General features: G+C 67.2%; 15 protein-coding genes. 8 read left to right on the top strand and 7 right to left on the bottom strand.

Going from position 1 to position 17,279, the window contains the following annotated elements; genetic code table 11:
• Window positions 1-46 precede the first annotated feature (46 nt).
• Both V9L20_RS26230 and V9L20_RS26225 read right to left on the bottom strand, forming a co-directional pair.
• A complete protein-coding gene (locus V9L20_RS26230; RefSeq protein WP_093017097.1) occupies window positions 47-358 on the bottom strand; it encodes a BTH_I0359 family protein in 312 nt (103 codons plus the stop codon).
• A gap of 97 nt (window positions 359-455) precedes the next feature.
• Entirely contained in the window at window positions 456-1,664 is a 1,209-nt protein-coding gene (locus tag V9L20_RS26225; protein WP_337298786.1) for a DUF3108 domain-containing protein, read from the bottom strand.
• A gap of 133 nt (window positions 1,665-1,797) precedes the next feature.
• Here V9L20_RS26225 and V9L20_RS26220 point away from each other — a divergent pair, with 133 nt between their 5' ends.
• Window positions 1,798-2,877 carry a fumarylacetoacetate hydrolase family protein gene (locus V9L20_RS26220; protein WP_337298785.1) on the top strand — a complete coding sequence of 360 codons (1,080 nt, stop codon included), beginning with the start codon at window positions 1,798-1,800 and terminating at the stop codon, window positions 2,875-2,877.
• On the opposite strand, the gene V9L20_RS26215 is transcribed toward V9L20_RS26220, so the two are convergent.
• Window positions 2,874-3,668: a helix-turn-helix transcriptional regulator gene (locus tag V9L20_RS26215; protein ID WP_337298784.1), complete on the bottom strand. Its 795-nt coding sequence runs from the start codon at window positions 3,666-3,668 to the stop codon at window positions 2,874-2,876. The two genes, V9L20_RS26220 and V9L20_RS26215, sit on opposite strands and share 4 nt — an antisense overlap.
• Before the next feature lie 82 nt (window positions 3,669-3,750).
• Here V9L20_RS26215 and V9L20_RS26210 point away from each other — a divergent pair, with 82 nt between their 5' ends.
• Genes V9L20_RS26210 through V9L20_RS26200 form a run of 3 tightly spaced genes read left to right on the top strand, consistent with a single transcriptional unit; the run spans window position 3,751 to window position 6,751 of the window.
• The gene (locus V9L20_RS26210; RefSeq protein ID WP_337298783.1) at window positions 3,751-5,544 is read left to right on the top strand and encodes an FAD-dependent monooxygenase; all 1,794 of its coding nucleotides are present in this window, start codon (window positions 3,751-3,753) and stop codon (window positions 5,542-5,544) included.
• Complete coding sequence (locus tag V9L20_RS26205) at window positions 5,541-5,771, top strand: hypothetical protein (protein ID WP_337298782.1); 231 nt, start codon at window positions 5,541-5,543, stop codon at window positions 5,769-5,771. Before V9L20_RS26210 ends, V9L20_RS26205 begins: the two co-directional genes overlap by 4 nt.
• 5 nt (window positions 5,772-5,776) lie before the next feature.
• Window positions 5,777-6,751, top strand: coding sequence for a Bug family tripartite tricarboxylate transporter substrate binding protein (locus V9L20_RS26200; protein ID WP_337298781.1), 975 nt, complete (start codon window positions 5,777-5,779; stop codon window positions 6,749-6,751).
• A gap of 28 nt (window positions 6,752-6,779) precedes the next feature.
• Here the strand turns inward: V9L20_RS26200 and V9L20_RS26195 are convergent, their stop codons facing one another.
• Together V9L20_RS26195 and V9L20_RS26190 are read right to left on the bottom strand one after the other, a co-directional pair.
• The gene (locus V9L20_RS26195; RefSeq protein WP_337298780.1) at window positions 6,780-7,934 is read right to left on the bottom strand and encodes a toxin-antitoxin system YwqK family antitoxin; all 1,155 of its coding nucleotides are present in this window, start codon (window positions 7,932-7,934) and stop codon (window positions 6,780-6,782) included.
• On the bottom strand, window positions 7,931-8,344 hold the full coding sequence (locus V9L20_RS26190; protein ID WP_258502550.1) for a VOC family protein: 414 nt from the start codon (window positions 8,342-8,344) through the stop codon (window positions 7,931-7,933). The genes V9L20_RS26195 and V9L20_RS26190 overlap by 4 nt, the downstream gene beginning before the upstream one ends.
• 64 nt (window positions 8,345-8,408) lie before the next feature.
• On the opposite strand from V9L20_RS26190, the gene V9L20_RS26185 reads away from it, so the two are divergent.
• The 4 genes from V9L20_RS26185 (at window position 8,409) to V9L20_RS26170 (ending at window position 13,384) form a co-directional block, all read left to right on the top strand.
• The gene (locus V9L20_RS26185; RefSeq protein WP_337298779.1) at window positions 8,409-9,656 is read left to right on the top strand and encodes a TraB/GumN family protein; all 1,248 of its coding nucleotides are present in this window, start codon (window positions 8,409-8,411) and stop codon (window positions 9,654-9,656) included.
• 10 nt (window positions 9,657-9,666) lie between these two features.
• The gene (locus V9L20_RS26180; protein WP_258502548.1) at window positions 9,667-10,038 is read left to right on the top strand and encodes a DUF2946 family protein; all 372 of its coding nucleotides are present in this window, start codon (window positions 9,667-9,669) and stop codon (window positions 10,036-10,038) included.
• Between the two features lie 115 nt (window positions 10,039-10,153).
• Window positions 10,154-12,439 carry a TonB-dependent receptor gene (locus V9L20_RS26175; protein ID WP_337298778.1) on the top strand — a complete coding sequence of 762 codons (2,286 nt, stop codon included), beginning with the start codon at window positions 10,154-10,156 and terminating at the stop codon, window positions 12,437-12,439.
• A gap of 36 nt (window positions 12,440-12,475) precedes the next feature.
• A complete protein-coding gene (locus V9L20_RS26170) occupies window positions 12,476-13,384 on the top strand; it encodes a copper chaperone PCu(A)C (protein WP_337298777.1) in 909 nt (302 codons plus the stop codon).
• Window positions 13,385-13,409: 25 nt separating this feature from the next.
• Here the strand turns inward: V9L20_RS26170 and V9L20_RS26165 are convergent, their stop codons facing one another.
• Together V9L20_RS26165 and V9L20_RS26160 are read right to left on the bottom strand one after the other, a co-directional pair.
• Window positions 13,410-15,143, bottom strand: a complete 1,734-nt coding sequence (locus V9L20_RS26165; RefSeq protein WP_337298776.1) for a phospholipase D family protein — start codon at window positions 15,141-15,143, stop codon at window positions 13,410-13,412.
• Window positions 15,144-15,235: 92 nt separating this feature from the next.
• Window positions 15,236-17,143, bottom strand: a complete 1,908-nt coding sequence (locus V9L20_RS26160) for an ATP-binding cassette domain-containing protein (protein WP_337298775.1) — start codon at window positions 17,141-17,143, stop codon at window positions 15,236-15,238.
• Window positions 17,144-17,279 lie beyond the last annotated feature (136 nt).

Below are 17,279 nucleotides of genomic sequence, written 5' to 3'. Positions count from 1 at the left end.
AAAAAAAGCGCCTCGAAAGGCGCTTTTTTATCCGGGGCGGGCGGGCTCAGTGCACCAGCACCGGCGTGTGAGCCAGCTCGGCATAGCCTTCGAGCGTGTCCTCGACCTCTTCCTGGGTGGGCGTATTGAGCTGCCAGGCGGCAATTTGCTGCTGGAACAGTTCGGCCCACGAGCCGTCGAGGTAGACCTCTTTGCCCGAGCGCTTGTCGACGATCTCGAAGCCGTGGCGTTCCAGGACCGGCACATTGGGCTGGGCGGGTGTGTCGCTTTCGTTCGGCTGCACGTGCACGACGACGAAGGACTCTGAGTCATAGAGCATGTTCATTGCGGGGCCTGTGAGGATGTCGATGGCGTTCATGGGGGTTAGATAGCAATCAACGCGCCAGTTTCAAGCTCGGTTGTCTTTTTGTAGAGAAAACGCATTAATTCCTATGCTTGTTTCCTCCACTTTCGCGCTAGTTCGAGGGCCCCGCCGGAAGGGATTCGCGCAACTGCATGTCGGCAAAATCGCCGTTGGCCTGTGTCTGTTTCATCCGCACCGGCAGGTAGCCAAGGGCCGGCGCCAGCCAGATTTCGATCTTGTCGTCGAATTCGCGCCGGGGGCTGCGCGTGAGCTTGCGCACTGCAAAGTCGCCGGCAGGCACGGTCATCTGCTCTTCGCCTTCGATGTTGAAGACCCAGACGCCGGCATCGCGCGGGCCGACGGTCTGGATGGAAATGCGGCTGCCGGCCGGGTAGCGCCCCGGGTCTCCCGCCAGCATGCCGCCGAGCTGCATCACCACGCTGAGCCGGTCTTGCGCGCCGGGCAGCAGGGGCACGCTGGGCGCGTTGTTGCTGAACATCACCTGGCCCTGGTCGCGCAGGAAGTGCGAAGCCACCTCGCCCTTGCGGGCCTCCGAAAAGCGGTCCGGCTCGATGCCGGTGGGGCCGATCTTGCCGGTGCTGTGCTGGCTGCGGATTGTCCTGAACAGGAATTTGAGAGAAAGCCGCGCGTCGTAGCTGCTGCCGTCCTGCAGCCAGGCCAAGTCGCCGAAAACGCCTTGCATTGGCGATGAGCCCTGCTGGCCGGTGACCGCGAAGGCGAGCTTGACCGAGCCGGGAATGCGCAGCGCCTCCGGGCCGACGACATTGCCGGCCGTTGCGCTCGCGGCGCCTCCGGCTCCTCCGTCCCCGATGCCGGCGTTGCTTGTGCTGCCCGCGCCGCCCAGCGCAGCACTTGCCGGAGCGCTTGCCGGCGGCTCAGGAGCGGCTGCTCCTGAATCGATAGCGGTTTGCGCCGTGAGAGAACGCGTTTCCGGCGGAGGCTCTTCGAAAACCTGGGGTGCCGGGACTGGCATGGGCTCGGGCGCCGTCGGCGGCTTGGGCGCGGAAGGCTCGCGCGGCCGACGCGGCTTGACGGGCGGCGGTGGCTTGGCTTCAGCCGGGGCGGCGGCCGCGGCAGCGGGCGCCGCCGGCTTTTCCGGTGCGGGCGGCGCGATCACGATCGTCCGGGTGGTGAACTTGTTCGCAAGAGGCGAGGGATCCGGGCCGATGGCCGTGGGCGCCAGCCCCAGCAGCAGAACGTGAACCAGCCCCACCGCCAGCGTCAGCCCGGCGAGCGCCCGCCACGACGGGCGTGCCGGGGGCGCAAGGGACGAAAACGGGGAGGCGGCAAGCGTCGGCATGAGGTGTGGAGTGAGCGCGGGCGTCGAGGTTCACAAGGAGCACCTCGGTACACTGCCGCCCGTTCACCCAGTTTAGTGGGCGCGGCGCCGGCCCTCGTGTTCGCCCCGTGTCCTTCATCACGCAATTGCCACCATGAAACTCGCCACCCTGAAGGACGGCTCCCGCGACGGCCAGCTCGTCGTCGTCTCGCGCGACCTCACGCTCGCCCACTACGCCACCGGCATTGCCAGCCGGCTGCAGCAGGTGCTGGACGACTGGGGCTTCATGAGCCCGCAGCTGCAGGACCTGTACGACGCGGTCAACAACGGCCGCGCGCGCCATTCCTTTCCGTTCGATCCCTCGATGTGCATGGCGCCGCTGCCGCGCGCCTACCAGTGGGCCGACGGCTCGGCGTACCTGAACCACGTCGAGCTGGTGCGCAAGGCGCGGAACGCCGAAGTGCCTGAAAGCTTCTATCAAGACCCGCTGATGTACCAGGGCGGCAGCGACGACTTTCTCGGCCCGACCGACGACATCGTGGTGCCGAACGAAGCCATGGGCATCGACTTCGAGGCCGAGATCGCGGTGATTACCGGCGACGTGAAGATGGGCGCCACGCCCGACCAGGCGCTCGACGGCATCCGGCTGGTGATGCTGGCCAACGACGTGAGCCTGCGCAACCTGATTCCGGCCGAGCTGGCCAAGGGCTTCGGCTTCTTCCAGAGCAAGCCCGCCACCGCCTTCAGCCCCGTGGCCGTGACGCTCGACGAGATCGGCGAGGCCTGGCAGAACGGCCGGGTGCACCTGACGCTGCAAAGCAGCTGGAACGGCCGCAAGGTCGGCATGTGCGACGCCGGGCCGGAGATGACTTTTCACTTCGGCCAGCTCATCGCCCACATTGCCAAGACCCGCAATGTGCGCGCCGGCAGCATCGTCGGCAGTGGCACGGTGAGCAACAAGGGCGTGGAAAAGAACGGCCGCATGGACTGGCCCAAGGGCTACTCGTGCATTGCCGAGAAGCGCTGCATCGAAACCATCCAGGGCGGCGAGCCCGTGACCGAGTTCATGAAGTTCGGCGACACGATCCGCATCGAGATGAAGGGGCTCGATGGCCGCTCGCTGTTCGGCGTGATCGACCAGGAGGTGGTGTCGGTGGCGGGGCGGCCGAAGGTGGCGCCGGTGTCGCTGGTCAATTCCCAGGCCGACCAGTCCGCCGATACGGCTGAAGACTAGGCTTCAAGAACTTTTGGGGCCGCGGCGCGCAGCAGCTCTTTCTGAGTCCGTATGCCCAGCCGCCGGAACGCCCGGTATTGATGGGTGCGCACCGTCGTCAGCTCGATGCCGATCTCGCGCGCCGTCTGCTTGGCGGTGCTGCCCGCCATCAGGTGGCCGATGACTTCGCGCTCCCGCAGGCTCAAGGTCAGCAGGCGCGAGGCCAGGGAGGGCGCCACCGTGCCCCCTGCCGCCACCGTGCTGCGGCCATGGGCCATCGTGGCCTCGGCCAGCAGGGTGGCGTGGCTCTCGATTGCCGCGAAGTCGCGCTCGTCGAATTCAGGCTGCGCCAGGCTCCGGTAGAAGCTCACCGCCACGCGCTGGCCGGTGGGCGTCAGCAGCAGCACCGACGCACGTTCGCGAATGCCCACGTCGCCGTAGCAGGCGGCGCGGTAGGCGGGGTCGGCCACCTCCTCGGCGCGCTGGTGGCCCAGCCACAGCTGCGCGCGCTTGGGCAGCTTGCGCTTCGCGAGCCAGGTCATGTTGGGGTCGAGCAGGTCGAAGCGCTGCGCCACATAGCCCTCGGCGGTGCGTTCGGCCGTGGTGCCGTAGCTGCTGGCCGCCGACACGGCCTCGATGCGGCCGGTGGCATCGACCGCGAACACGGTGCAGAAGGTCACCGGCATCACCCGGTGCATGGCCGAGAGGCAGTTGGCTGCGAGATGCGGCGTGCCGATGCCCGCCAGCACGTCGCGGACGATGGCCGCCGACAGCGCGGTGTCGGCAGCGGGTTGAATGCGCCAGCGTCTCATGGGAGCAGACCAGACTCAGGGTAAATACGTCGTACAAAGTTATGACAACGGACGTGGCCCCGCATCGGGACAATCCCGCTGCATGACGAACCCCACCATTGCGGCCGAGGCGCCCGCTCCCGCCTCCGGCGCCATTGCCGCCGATGCCGCAAGCGGCCCCGTGCCGCCGATGCCCAGCGCGACCGGGCTGCCACCTTCGGTCGGTGCCTTTCACTACACGCGCTACAAACCGTGGACGCCGCCGCTGGAGCAGGGCGGCCTGGAGCCGGGTCGCCATCCGGTGGTGATTGCGGGCGGCGGGCCGGTCGGCATGGCGCTGGCGCTGGGGCTCGCGAACCACGGCGTGCGCTGCGTGGTGCTCGAGGCCGACGACACGGTGTGCGTGGGCAGCCGCGCGGCCTGCATCTCGCGCCGCAGCCTGGAGATCATGGAGCGGCTCGGCGTGCTGCCGGCGTTCCTGGCCAAGGGCCTGCCGTGGACCGGCGGGCGCAGCTTCTACAAGACGGCCGAGGTGTTTCGCTTCGAGATGCCGCACGACGAGCGGCAGAAGCTGCCGCCAATGATCAACCTCGAGCAGTACTACGCCGAGCACTATCTGCTGGAAGAAATCTTTCGCCGCAACGAGGCGACGCCGGGACTCATCGACATCCGCTGGGGCACCGAACTCGTCGGCATTGCGCAGGATGAAAACGGCGTGACGCTCGACGTGCGCAACCCCGAATGCGCCTACCGATTGCAGGGCCAGTGGCTCGCGGCCTGCGACGGCGGCCAGAGCTTCGTGCGCAAGTCGCTGGGGCTTTCGCTCGAGGGCACGGGCTACGAGGGGCGCTACGTCATCATCGACATCGAACTGCACAGCGAGCATCCGACCGAGCGCCGCGCGTGGTTCGATCCGCCGTGGAACCCGGGCTCGACCGTGCTGATGCACCGCCAGCCCGATGACATCTGGCGCATCGACTACCAGTTGCGTGCCGGCCAGAGCACCGAAGAAGCGCTGACGCCGGCGGCCGTGGCCGAGTTCGTGCAGCGGCATCTGGACGCCATTGGCGAAGGCCACCTGCCGTGGAAGACGGTGTGGACCTCGGTCTACCGTGCGGGCGCGATGACGCTCGAGAGCTACCGGCACGGCCGCGTTCTCTTTGCCGGCAATGCGGCGCATGCGATGCCGATCTTCGGTGTGCGCGGCCTCAATTCGGGCTTCGACGATGCCGACAACCTGGCCTGGAAGCTGGCGTTCGTGGCTCGCGGCCTCTCGGATGCGGCGCTGCTCGACTCGTATTCGCAGGAGCGAATCGAAGCCTTCCACGTCAATGCCGAGAACGCCATGCGCAGCACCGAATTCATGTCGCCGCCTTCCCGCGGCTTCGACCTGATGCGCGAAGCGGCGCTGTCGCTGTCGGAGGCGCATCGCGGCATTGCGCAACTGATCAATCCGCGGCAGACGCAGGCGGTGCGCTATGCGGCTTCGGCGCTTTCCAGCGAAGGCGATGTGCTGGCGGCAGGCCCGTTGCCCGGGGAGGTGATGGCCGAGCAGCAGCTTGAGCAGGGGCACCTGACCGACTGGATCGCTCCGGTCTTCACATTGCTCGTGCTGCGGCCGCGGGCCGGTACCGCCTTGCTGCCGGAAGACGAGGTGGCGCAGGCGCTGCGCGGCGATCTGCCGTTCGCGGTTCGCGTCATCGCGGGTGCCGGCGTCGATGGCGCCGATGCACATGCCGACGCGGCGGTGTTCGAGGCGCTGGGCGCAAGCGACGGCGCCTTCTATCTGCTGCGGCCCGACGGCCATGTGGCCGCGCGCTGGCAAAACCTGCCGGGCGGCGCGCTGACCGGCGCGTTGAGCCGTGCCGCCGCTGCTTTAAAGGAGATTGCCGCATGACCACATCGCTCGCCCCCGACGCGCGGGACCGCATCTACGCGGAGTGCGCGCGCGCCATCACAGAAGCCGGCGCCGAACGCGAATCGCTGTTTCTCGCGCGGCTCGCGCTGCTGCTGTTCGAGCAGGTCGGCGACGAGGCGCGCTGCCGCCGCGCATTGGCCGACGCGCTGGACGCGCTGCCCGTACCATCGCTGTCCGCAACCCAATCACAACAAACCGGAGACTGATCCACATGGACCGCCGCACTCTTCTGGCCACGCTCGCTTCGGGCGCCGCCATGGCCGCAACCCCGTTCGCCCGCGCGCAGGACTACCCCACGCAACTCATCAAGTGGGTGGTGCCCTATCCCGCGGGCGGCGGTACCGACGTGATTGCGCGCACGCTCGCCGAGGCCATGCGCCAGGCGCTGGGCCAGCAGATCGTTATCGACAACCGGCCCGGCGCCTCGACCAACATCGGCGCCGACCTGGTCGCAAAGAGCAAGCCCGACGGCTACACCGTGATGTCGGCCGACAACGCCGTGCTGGCCTTCAACGAGCACCTGTTCGGCAAGCTGCCGTTCAATCCGGAAAAAGACTTCACCTACGTCGGCGCGATCGGCAAGTTTCCGCTGGCGCTGGTGGTGCACCCGGACTTTCCGGCCAAGAACTTCAAGGAGTTCCTGGCGTATGTGAAGGCCAATCCGGGCAAGGTCAACTACGCCTCGCCGGGCAACGGGTCGCCGCATCACCTGGCCATGGAGATGTTCAAGGTTCGCACCGGCACCTTCATCACGCACATTCCATACCGTGGCGCCGCCCCGGCGATGGCCGACGTGATGGGCGGGCAGGTGCCGTGCATGTTCCTGGACCTGGCCTCGGGCCTGCCGATCATGCAGGGCAACAAGGTTCGCGTGCTGGCCATTGGCTCCGGCGCGCGCAACAAGCTGCTGCCCAACGTGCCGACGCTGGCGGAAGTGGGCGTGCCCAACACCGAGGTGTTCGCGTTCCAGGGCGTGCTGGGCCCGGCCGGCCTTCCGCCCGCCGCGGTGGCCAAGCTCAACAGCGAGCTGAACCGCGCGTTCAGCACGCCGGCGGTACAAAAGCGCTTCGATGATTTCGGCATGGAAGCCATGCCGGGCACGCCCGCGCAGTTCGAAGCGCTGGCGCGCGCCGAGTCGAAGCGCTGGGGGCCGATCATCAAGCAGGCCGGCATCAAGCTGGACTGAGTTCGCCGCGCGCTTCGCAGCCGGCGGGCTATTTCCTGGAGCCGTCTTCCAGCACGTGCTCGTCGCGTTGCAGCTCGCCGTTTTCGTCCCAGCTGCGCTCGCGCGTCACGCGGCCCCTGGCATCGAAGCTCGATTCGGCGAGCAGCGTTCCTTTTTCGCTGAAGCGCTGGTGCTTGCCGACCGGCACTTGCCGGCCGCGGCCCGCCACCCGATAGCGCCCATGCGCAGCGCGCTGGCCGCTCTCGTAGAACTCGGTGATCTCGACCGCGCGCGCATCGCCGGAGCCGCTGTAGGCAGACTTGCTGCGGGGCTGGCCATGGAGGTAGTAGCTGTCGTCTCGCACCGGCTCGCCCGCGGGGTTCCAGCGCTGGTCGCGGATCAGCGAACCCTTTTCCGAAAACTCCTGCTCGCGTTGCCGCACGGCGCTGCGCTCGACCAGCAGCCACGCCGTTTCGCGGCGCTTCACCCCTTCGGATGAGAAGTGGCGCTCGGTGCGCTGGTTGCCGTTGATCTCGTCTTGCACCGAGGGCTTGCCGTTGTCGTAGAAGTCCTGCGACCGCACGCGCTTGCCGAGCATGTACGACAGCCGTGAACGCAGGAAGCCGCGCGCGTCGAACAGCTGGACCTGCGAGGGCCCGCCGGTGAAGCCGCACAGCCGGGCGTCGTCGGCCACGGGCGCAAGCATGGGCGTTTCGCCGCAGCGCAGCGCGGACAACTGGCCGCGCTCGGTGAACTCGACGAAGGCACGGTCGGTTCCCGTGCTGGGATAGAAAGTGACGCGGCGCAGCCGGCCACCGGGATAGAAGCTGCGAACCAGCCCGCGCTCCTGGCCGTCGTCGTACGTGGCCTCGCGCAAGACTTGCCCCTCGGGCCCGTACTCGCGGGCGAGGCCATGGATGTTTCCACCGGCATTGAGGATGTGCTCCCTGGCGAGCTTGCCTTTTTCATAGAAGCGCGACAGGCCGGTGAAGGCGCCGTTCTGCACCTGCTGCTCGCGCTGGGGCTCGCCGGTCGCGCGGTCCTTGCAGCGCATGAGGCCTGTCGCGCCGAGGAGCGTGCTGCCGTCGGAGGGGTTCACCCGGCGTCCGTTGAGTTCACAGTCGAGCGCGGCATGCGCGCCGCCGGCAGTGAAGAGCGTGAAGAACCACAAGGTCGCCGTTGCGGCCCCGCGCCGGCGAATCATTTGTCGTACAGCGCGGCGAGCGAACGGAATCCCTTGACCTCGATCGGGTTGCCGAAGGGATCGCAGAAAAACATGGTCCATTGCTCGCCCGGCTGCCCCTCGAAACGCACCTGGGGTTCCAGCACAAAGTCGGTGTTGGCGGCTTTGAGCCGTTCTGCAAGCGCCTGCCAGTCGGGCAATTCGAGCACGATGCCGAAGTGCGGCATGGGCACCATGGCATTGCCGACCCGGCCGGTGCGCGTGGTGGCGAAGGGCTCGCCAAGATGCAGGGAGATCTGGTGGCCGAAAAAGTCGAAGTCGACCCAGGTGTCGGTGCTGCGGCCTTCGGCACAGCCGAGGACGTTTCCGTAGAAGCGGCGGGCCGCGTCGAGGTCGCGAACGTGAAAGGCAAGATGGAAGATGCTCTGCATGGTTCCGGATTATGGGCAGCGGTGCTGTGAGAATGCCGGACTTTCTTTCATCGTGGAGCAAGCCTTGCGGATACTCCGGACCCTCTTTGCGCCCGGGCGCAATTTCGACTTGAAGGCGCCCGCGCGCCAGTGGTTTCTTGCCCGCCTGCCGCGCCTTGCGCTGGCGGGTGCCTGTTCCCTTCTCGCGGTGGCGGCGCATGCCGCCTGCCCGCCTTCGGCCATTGCCAGCCTCGGCAAGCCGGGCTCTGCGGTCGGCCAATGGAATGCGGTCGACCGGGGCCTGCTGTGGCGCGCCGACCGGGACGGGCGTACCTCCTGGCTCTACGGAACCATTCATCTCGGCCGGGCCGAGTGGGTACGGCCGGGCCCCACAGTTCAAAAGGCGCTGGAGCAAAGCGACGCGCTCGCACTGGAACTCGACGCGCGCGATCCGGCGACCATGCGCGCCATGACGCAGCCGGCGGATCCGGCCCTGGTGGCGCGGCTGCTGAGCGGCCAGCGTGCGCAGCGGCTGGCGCGCCAGAATGAAGCCGCCTGCGTGCCGCCCGGAACCACGTCGGGGCTGCAGCCCATCCTGCAGGTCACTGCGCTGGCGGGCCTGGTGGCGCGTGCCGATGGCCTGTACCCGGAATTCGGCGTCGACGAAACGCTGGCCGTCTCGGCGCGGAACAACAGCAAGCCGGTGTTCGCGCTGGAAAGCGCGGCCTCGCAATTGAAGATGCTCACGGGAGATTCCGAAGCCGAAGAGGCGGAACAGATCGATGCTGCGCTGGACGAACTGGAGTCGGGCCAGTTGCGCACGCAGATGAAGGAGCTGGCCGAGGTCTGGGCCCGTGGCGACGCGGACAAGCTGGGCCGCTATCCCGAGTGGTGCAACTGCGTCAACACGCCGGCCGAACGGCGGCTGATGAAGCGCCTGCTCGACGACCGCAATCCGGGGCTCGCGGACGGCATCGAGCGCATGCACGCGGGCGGGCGGCGCGTGTTTGCGGCCGTGGGTGCGCTGCACATGGTGGGCCCGCAAGGGTTGCCTGCGCTGCTGGCGGCCCGGGGGTTCACGGTTGCCGCGGTGCCGCTTTCTGCGCAGCCGCCGCTCGCGGTGCCGGCAGCACCGGCTGTGACGCCGCCCAAGGCGGAGGGCCGGAATGCAAGGGGCGCTCGCAATGCCCGCAATACCCGTGACGCCCGCGGCGCACGCGGCAGCCAGACTGCCAAGAGCAGCAGCGCCAAGAGCAGCAGTGCCAAGGGTTCCAAGCCCAGCGCCAAGCCCGCGCAACGCGTGCCGGCCACGAAGGCCAAACAGCGCCGATAATCGCCACACCATGCACCTGCTGCGAAACCACCCCCGCTTCCTCGGCCTCGTCGGCCGATGGGTGCTGCTGTGGTTTGTGCTTTCGCTCGGCGTGGCGGTGGCGTCGCCCATCGTGCACCCACAGGCCGTGGAACTGGTGTGCTCGAGCGTCGGCTCGGTCAAGGTGGTGGTCCACACCGAAGACGGCGTGCAGGAAATGGGCGCCTCGCACATGGACTGCCCGCTGTGCGTGCTGACCGGCGCACCGCCTCCTTCGGCGGACCCCGCCGGTTTCGATCTTCCCTTGCCGCTGGGCCGCGTGGTCCAGTCCATTCCCGCCGCGCGCCTTGCCGCGGCCACCGCCGCGCCATTGCCGGCGCGCGGGCCGCCCACCTTCTCCTGAAGCTTTCAAAACCGTAGCCGCATGCGCCGATCGACAGGTGCGTGCGGCCTGTCTGGCTTGAAGTTCGTGGAGCAGGTTTCCAGTGAAAAAGCATTCCCGGGCCCTGGCAATTGCCATGGCATTTCCCTTTGGCGCGCCCCTGTGGGCGCAAGAAGCACCCGAGCCGCCCGAGAGCGGCGCCAGCGTGCGCACCCTCGGCACCGTCACGGTCAGTGACGGCCGCCCGACCTCGCTGCCGACGCAGATCCCGCCCACCATCGAAGGTGTGACGAGCGAGCAGATATCCGAAACGGTCAATGCGACCGACAGCGAAGACGCTCTCAAATATTTGCCCAGCCTTGTGGTGCGCAAGCGCTACATCGGCGATTTCAACCATGCGGTGCTTGCCACGCGCGCCTCCGGCACGGGCAACAGCGCTCGGTCGCTGGTGTTCGCCGACGGCATCATGCTGTCGAACCCGCTGGGCAACGGCGCCACCTACGCGCCGCGCTGGGGCATGGTGTCGCCGGAAGAAATCGAGCGGGTCGACGTGCTGTACGGGCCCTTCTCCGCCGCCTACCCGGGCAACTCGGTCGGCGCCGTGGTCGACTACGTGACGCGCATGCCCACCAGGCTCGAAGCGCACGTCAAGCTCAGCGGCTTTGCCTCGAATTTCGACCTGTACAACAGCCGCTCGTCGCCGGCCGGGCAGCAGCTCGACCTGTCGCTGGGGAGCCGCAGCGGCAATTGGTCCTGGTGGCTCAGCGCGTCGCGCACCCATAGCAAAGGGCAGGCGCTGGTGTTCGGCAACCGGCTGGTGAGCGCCGGCACGGTGGGCAATGCGGGCATACCGGTGACGGGCGCGGTGCTGGGGCTGAACCCGTCGAACCAGCCATGGTGGCTGGTGGGCGGCTCGACCATCTACGACACCACGCAGGAGCAGGCCAAGCTGAAGGTGGCCTACGACTTCTCGCCCACGATTCGCGCGACCTACACCCTTGGCGCGTGGAACAACACGACGCACGGCAGCGTCGACACCTACCTGCGCGATTCGCTCGGGCGGCCGGTGTATTCGGGGCGCGTGAACATAGGCGGGCGCAGCTACAACCTCGATGCGCCGAGCGCCGCGCTGGCGCCGACGGAAACCGCGCTCACGCACTACATGCATGGTCTTTCGGTGAAGAGCCACACCGGCGGTGTGTTCGACTGGGAGGTGGCCGCGAGCCTGTTCGACTATGCGAGCGACACCTCGCGCACGCCGACCACGCCGTTGCCGGGCGCCTTCAACGGAGGCCCCGGGCGCACCACAGACATGGGCGGTTCCGGCTGGCACACATTCAAGGCCGCGGGCACCTGGCGGCCCACCGGCTCCGCCGACGGCGTGGGCGCCCATGTGGTCGAGTTCGGCTTTCAGCAGGACACGGCGCGGCTGCGCACCAGCGTCGGCAACACGCTCGATTGGATCCGTGGGCCGGTGGTGGCGCCGTTTTCCGCCTTCAACGGCAACACGCGATTGCAGTCGCTCTACGTGCAGGACACCTGGCGTTTTGCCGAGAAATGGAAGACCACGCTCGGCCTGCGCCATGAGCGATGGGAAGCCTACGGCGGCCAGCTCGGCAATGCGACGAGGCTGCTCGACTTTGCGCCGCGCAAGAACAGCTACGACTCGCCCAAGGCGGCCATTGCCTGGCAGGCCACGCCAGACTGGTTGCTGAAGGCTTCGACCGGCCGCGCGGTGCGCATGCCGACCGTGAGCGAGCTCTACCAGGGGTCGATCGAAGGCAACCGCATCGTCAATACCAACCCGAATCTGCGGCCGGAGCGCTCGTGGACCACCGAGCTCAGCGCCGAGCGCGACCTGAAGGGCTGGGGCGTCGACGGCGTGCTGCGCACCTCGCTGTTCTTCGAGAACACGAAAGATGCGCTCTACAGCCAGGCGCTCACCAACCTGGTGAGCACGGTGCAGAACGTCGATGCAATTCGCACGCGCGGCCTGGAGGTGGCACTGAATGCGGTGGACGTGGGCATCAAGGGGCTGGACCTGGGCGGCAGCCTTACGCTGACGCGGTCGAGGATTGCCGCCAACAGCGGTTTTGCCGCCAGCGTGGGCCGCGACCAGCCGCGCGTGCCGAAGGTGCGTGCCACGCTGCTCGCCACCTACCGGCCTGACGCGAGATGGAGCTACACGGTGGGCGCGCGCTACAGCGGCACGCAGTACAGCACGCTCGATAACAGCGACACAAACGGCGCGGCGTACATGGGCTTTTCGAAGTTCTTCGTGGTCGACGCACGCATTCGCTACCGCTTCGACCGGCAATGGAGCGCCGCCGTGGGCATCGACAACCTGAACAACAACAAGTACTGGGCTTTCCATCCCTATACGCAACGCACCTTCGTGGCCGAGCTCAAGTTCGACCTCTGATTTTCTTTTTTCCAATTTCTTCAAGGAGTTCCCTCAATGAACCACCCGCGCATCATCCTCAAGACCGTTGCTGCATGTGCCATGCTGGCCAGCGCGACCACGGGCTTTGCCCACGTCACCCTGCCGCGAGGCGGAGCGACCGTCGGCAGCGACTACAACGCGGCGTTCCGCGTGGGCCATGCCTGCGAAGGCGCCAAGGCCACCACGGGCCTGGCCGTTCGCCTGCCCAAGGGATTCGTCCTGAGCGACGCGCAGGCGCGCAAGGGCTGGAAGCTCGACGTGCAGAGAAGCGCCGGCGACGGCGAGGTGCGCTGGACTGCCGAAAGCGCGCAAACCGCGCTGCCCGCCAGCGAACGCGCCGAATTCGTGCTGCGCGGCAAGGTGCCCGGCACGCCCGGACCGTTGTGGTTCAAGGTGCTGCAGACCTGCGACGTGGGCAGCATCGACTGGGCCGAAGTGCCCGCAACAGGCAACTCGACCGCGGGGCTCAAGACGCCCGCCGCCAAGCTCGACGTGGTGGCGCAGGGCGTGGCCACGGTCGACGTGCGCGACGGCTGGGTGCGCCAATCGGTGCCGGGCCAGAGCGGCACGGGTGCTTTCATGAAGCTCACCGCGCCCACGGGCACCAAGCTGGTCGGCATTGCGACGCCAGCGGCCGGCGTGGCCGAGGTGCACGAGATGAAGATGGAAGGCGACACCATGAAGATGCGCGAGCTGCCGGGCGGCCTCGATCTTCCCGCGGGCCAGACGGTCGAACTCAAGCCGGGCGGCTACCACGTGATGATGATGGACCTGAAGCAGCCGTTGACCAAGGGATCGACCGTTCCGGTGACGCTCCGCTTCGAAGATGCCAAGGGGCAGAAGACCTCTCTCGACCTGAAGCTGCCGGTGGGCGCGCCCGAAGGTGCCGATGCGGCGGCACCGGCTCACCAGCACAAGCACTGACCGCCCGGCGGCCGGCGGGAAGCGCTTACAGCAACTGGTCGGGCGCCAGTGGACCGAAGAGCCTGAGCAGCAGGCGCAGGGTCAGGCTGGCGTCGGGCTCGGTGGATGTGTCCTTCAGCCCGCTGCCCTCGGGCGCCCGCCAGAGCAATGAACCATCGTTCAGTTCGACGCGCCACGAGCCTTCGCGCATGCCGCGCTCGATCTGCTCGGAGGCTGCGCGGGAGAGCTCGGCACTTCGCACCAGCAACGCGATTTCGGTGTTCTGCAACTGCGAGCGCAAGTCGAGATTCATCGATCCGACCACCAGCAGCCGGCCGTCCATCACCAGCACCTTCGAGTGCAGCATGGAGCGCGACTCGCCCAGGTTGCCGCTGCCGGAAGAACCGAATGCGTTGCTGACGCTGGCCTGCTCGCTGCGCAGTTCATAGAGTTCGACGCCGAGCTTGAGCAGGTCTTCGCGATGGCGCGCGTAGCCGACATGCGCCACCGGCGCATCGTTCGACGCTAGCGAATTGGTCAGCACCCGGATGCGAACCCCGCGTCCGCGGGCCGCCGCGAAGGCTTGCTTCATGTCGGGGCCGGGCACGAAATAGGGCGAGATGATGAGCAAGTCGCTGCGCGCTTGGCCAATCAGCTGCAGCAGACCTTCGACGACCGTGTCGCTGCCCGCGGCAATGTCGGAGCTGGCCTGGAGCGATGCCGCGCGCCGCGAGGAGCCGGCCGCGTCGCCAGGCTGGCTCACCACCAGGCCGGGCGCCTTTGTCTGTTCGGGGCCCCTGTCGGCCGGAATCTTTCCGGGCTGATCGGCAAGCATGACCGCGGGCGCCCAGACGAAACGGGCGGTCTTCAGATCAAGCGGCTTCTCGTCCCAGGCGCGGGCGAGTTGCACGGGCGTGGGCGCCGCGCCGGGTTTCGGTTCGCCGTCGGTGGTTGTCGGCGGTGGGTTCTGCGCGCGGGCCGATTCGTCGGCCAGCTCGCGGTCAGCCTGCGCCGCGCGCTCGCGGATGGCTTCCAATTCTTCGCGCTTGACCAGCGATTGCACGGGGTAGGCGCGTTCGTTGTTCCAGTAGCTGTCGAAGCTGCGCGACAGGTCTTGCACGATGGGGCCGGCCGCCAGAATGTCGACGTCGATGAAGTTGCCCTTCAGCGCATTGCCGAAATAGGCGTCGCCCAGGTTGCGGCCGCCGGTCACGCCGAGCACGTTGTCGGCAAGAAAAAGCTTGTTGTGCATTCGCTGCTGGATGCGGGAAGCATCGCCGACCGAATTGAGAAGGCGTGCGAATGACGAGCCGCGCGCGCCCGCGAGCGGGTTGAACAGCCGCATTTCGATGTTGGGCACGAAGGCCAGGCCCAGCACCAGCGCATCCCGGCCGGTGCTATGGAAATCGTCGAGCAGGATGCGCACGCGCACGCCGCGCTGGGCGGCCGACCGGATGCCGCGCAACAGCCGGCCGGTGCTGGCGTCGGCATGGATGGCGTAGTACTGCAGGTCGAGCGTCTTCTGCGCGCCTTCGATCAGCGCGAGCCGGCTACCGTAAGCGGCGGGAGGGCCGCCAAGCAGCAGGAAGCCCGACTCGAAGCGCGCCGCGTCGGCCTTTCGCCGCTGCTGGACCAGGGCTTCCAGGGCGGTGCCGCTCGGCGAGGGAAGCGCGTTGGATACTGGCCGGTCGACATGCTCCGGCAGTTGCGCGCAGGCGCCTTGCAGCACGATGGCCAGGAGCACGACGGACCGGCCGAAGAACGCGAAGATGGAAGACATGCGGCTTTCCGGGAATTTGGAGCCGCATATATAGCTCAGTCGGCGCCGTCCCGGCGTGGGACGGCGTGACAGTTCTATGTAGAACTAACGAACTAGCGACCGGCGGACAGTTCTTCCTGGCGTTCCAGGGCGGCCAGCAACTCGTCGTCGATCTGGGCGTGGCGCTGGCTCAGTTCGGCGGCGCGCGAGGCGTCCGTGGCATAAATCGCGCCGCCGTCGAGTTCGAGCATTTCGCTGATGCGCTTCTGCTCGGCTTCGAGGGCTTCGATCTGCGCGGGGAGCGCTTCGAGTTCGCGCTGCTCCTTGTAGCTGAGCTTTTTGCGCGGGGCTGTGGAGCGTGCGGTGGCCGGTTCGGCTGAAGCCGGTGCCGCGGCGGGAGCTGGGGCCGGCGGCGGAGGGCTGGCGGCTTGCCGCTGTTCGGCAATCTCGCGGGCGCGCTTCGACTGGATCAGCCAGTCTTGCACGCTGCCTTCGTACTCGCGCCAGCGGCCGTCGCCTTCGAAGGCGATCGTGCTGGTCACCACGTTGTCGAGGAAGGTGCGGTCATGGCTGACCAGGAACACGGTGCCGTCGTAGTCCTGCAGCAGGCCTTCCAGCAGCTCGAGGGTGTCGATGTCCAGGTCGTTGGTCGGTTCGTCGAGCACCAGTACGTTGGCCGGGCGTGCGAACAGGCGGGCCAGCAGCAGCCGGTTGCGCTCGCCGCCACTGAGCGAGCGCACAGGGGAGTTGGCGCGCGCAGGGGAGAAGAGAAAGTCGGACAGGTAGCTTTTGACGTGCTTGCGCTGGTTGCCGATCTCGATCCACTCGCTGCCTGGGCTGATGAAGTCTTCCAGCGTGGCGTCGAGGTCGAGCTTGTCGCGCATCTGGTCGAAGTACGCCACCTGCAGGTTGGTGCCGCGGCGGATCTTGCCGCTGTCGGGCTCAAGCTCGCCCAGGATGAGCTTGAGCAGTGTGGTCTTGCCGGCGCCGTTGGGGCCCAGCAGGCCGACCTTGTCTCCGCGCAGGATGGTGCCGGTGAAGTTGCGGATCACCGTCTTCTCGCCGAAGGATTTGGTTGCTTCGGTGAGCTCGGCCACGATCTTGCCGCTCGATTGTCCGGACGCCACGTCCATGTTGACGCTGCCCTGGACTTCCCGTCGCGCGGCGCGGCTTGCCCGCAGGGCCTCGAGCCGGCTGATGCGGCTTTGGCTGCGGGTGCGGCGGGCTTCAACCCCCTTGCGGATCCAGATCTCCTCTTGTGCCAGCAGCTTGTCGGCCTTGGCGCTGATGATGGCTTCCTGGGCGAGTTGTTCCTCCTTCTGCAGGAGGTACTGCTCGAAATTGCCGGGGTAGGAACCCAGCTTGCCCCGATCCAGTTCCACGATGCGGGTGGCGACGCGGTTCAGAAAGCTGCGGTCATGGGTCACCGTAACCACGCTTCCCTTGAAATCGATCAGTAACTGCTCGAGCCATTCGATGGAGTCCAGGTCCAGGTGGTTGGTGGGCTCATCTAATAGAAGGACATCCGGCGCGGCTACCAGGGCCTGAGCCAAGGCAACACGCTTGCGCGTACCGCCGGAGAGAGAGCCGATACGGGCATTGCGGTCCAGATGCAGACGATGCAGCGTTTCTTCTACGCGCTGCTCCCAGTTCCAGGCGTCGAACGCTTCTATCTGGGACTGGAGAGCGTCGAGGTCCAGGCCATCCGCACCGGAGAGATAGAGATCCCGTATCGCAATGACAGGCCCCAGGCCCTGGCTGGCTGCGGTGAATACATCCGCGTCCATATCCAGTTGAGGCTCCTGGGCGACGTAGGCAACCCGGAGGTTCTGCTGCATCTGCAGCGTGCCGTCGTCGGTCTTTTCCAGGCCGCCCAAGATCTTGAGCAGGGAAGACTTGCCCGCACCATTGCGGCCGATCAGGCCGATGCGTTCGGATTCAAGAAGAGAAAAGTCCGCATGATCTAGCAGCGGGACGTGACCGAACGCGAGTTGGGCGTCGAGGAGTGTGATGAGTGCCATGTGGCCTGGATTATCGGAGGTGCTCCTTTCCTGCCGGGGGGCGCGCGGAGCGCGGCCCCCCGCAGGAGATGCAACGAAGGAGGTTTTTTTTTACGCCCGGTTGGCGCGCCCACAAATTTTGATATAAAACTGGGGG

It is taken from the genome of Variovorax sp. CCNWLW225 (assembly GCF_037204045.1).
Classification (GTDB): domain Bacteria; phylum Pseudomonadota; class Gammaproteobacteria; order Burkholderiales; family Burkholderiaceae_C; genus Variovorax.
Note: the sequence above shows the minus strand (reverse complement) of the source record. Positions and strands in the feature narration are given on the sequence as shown.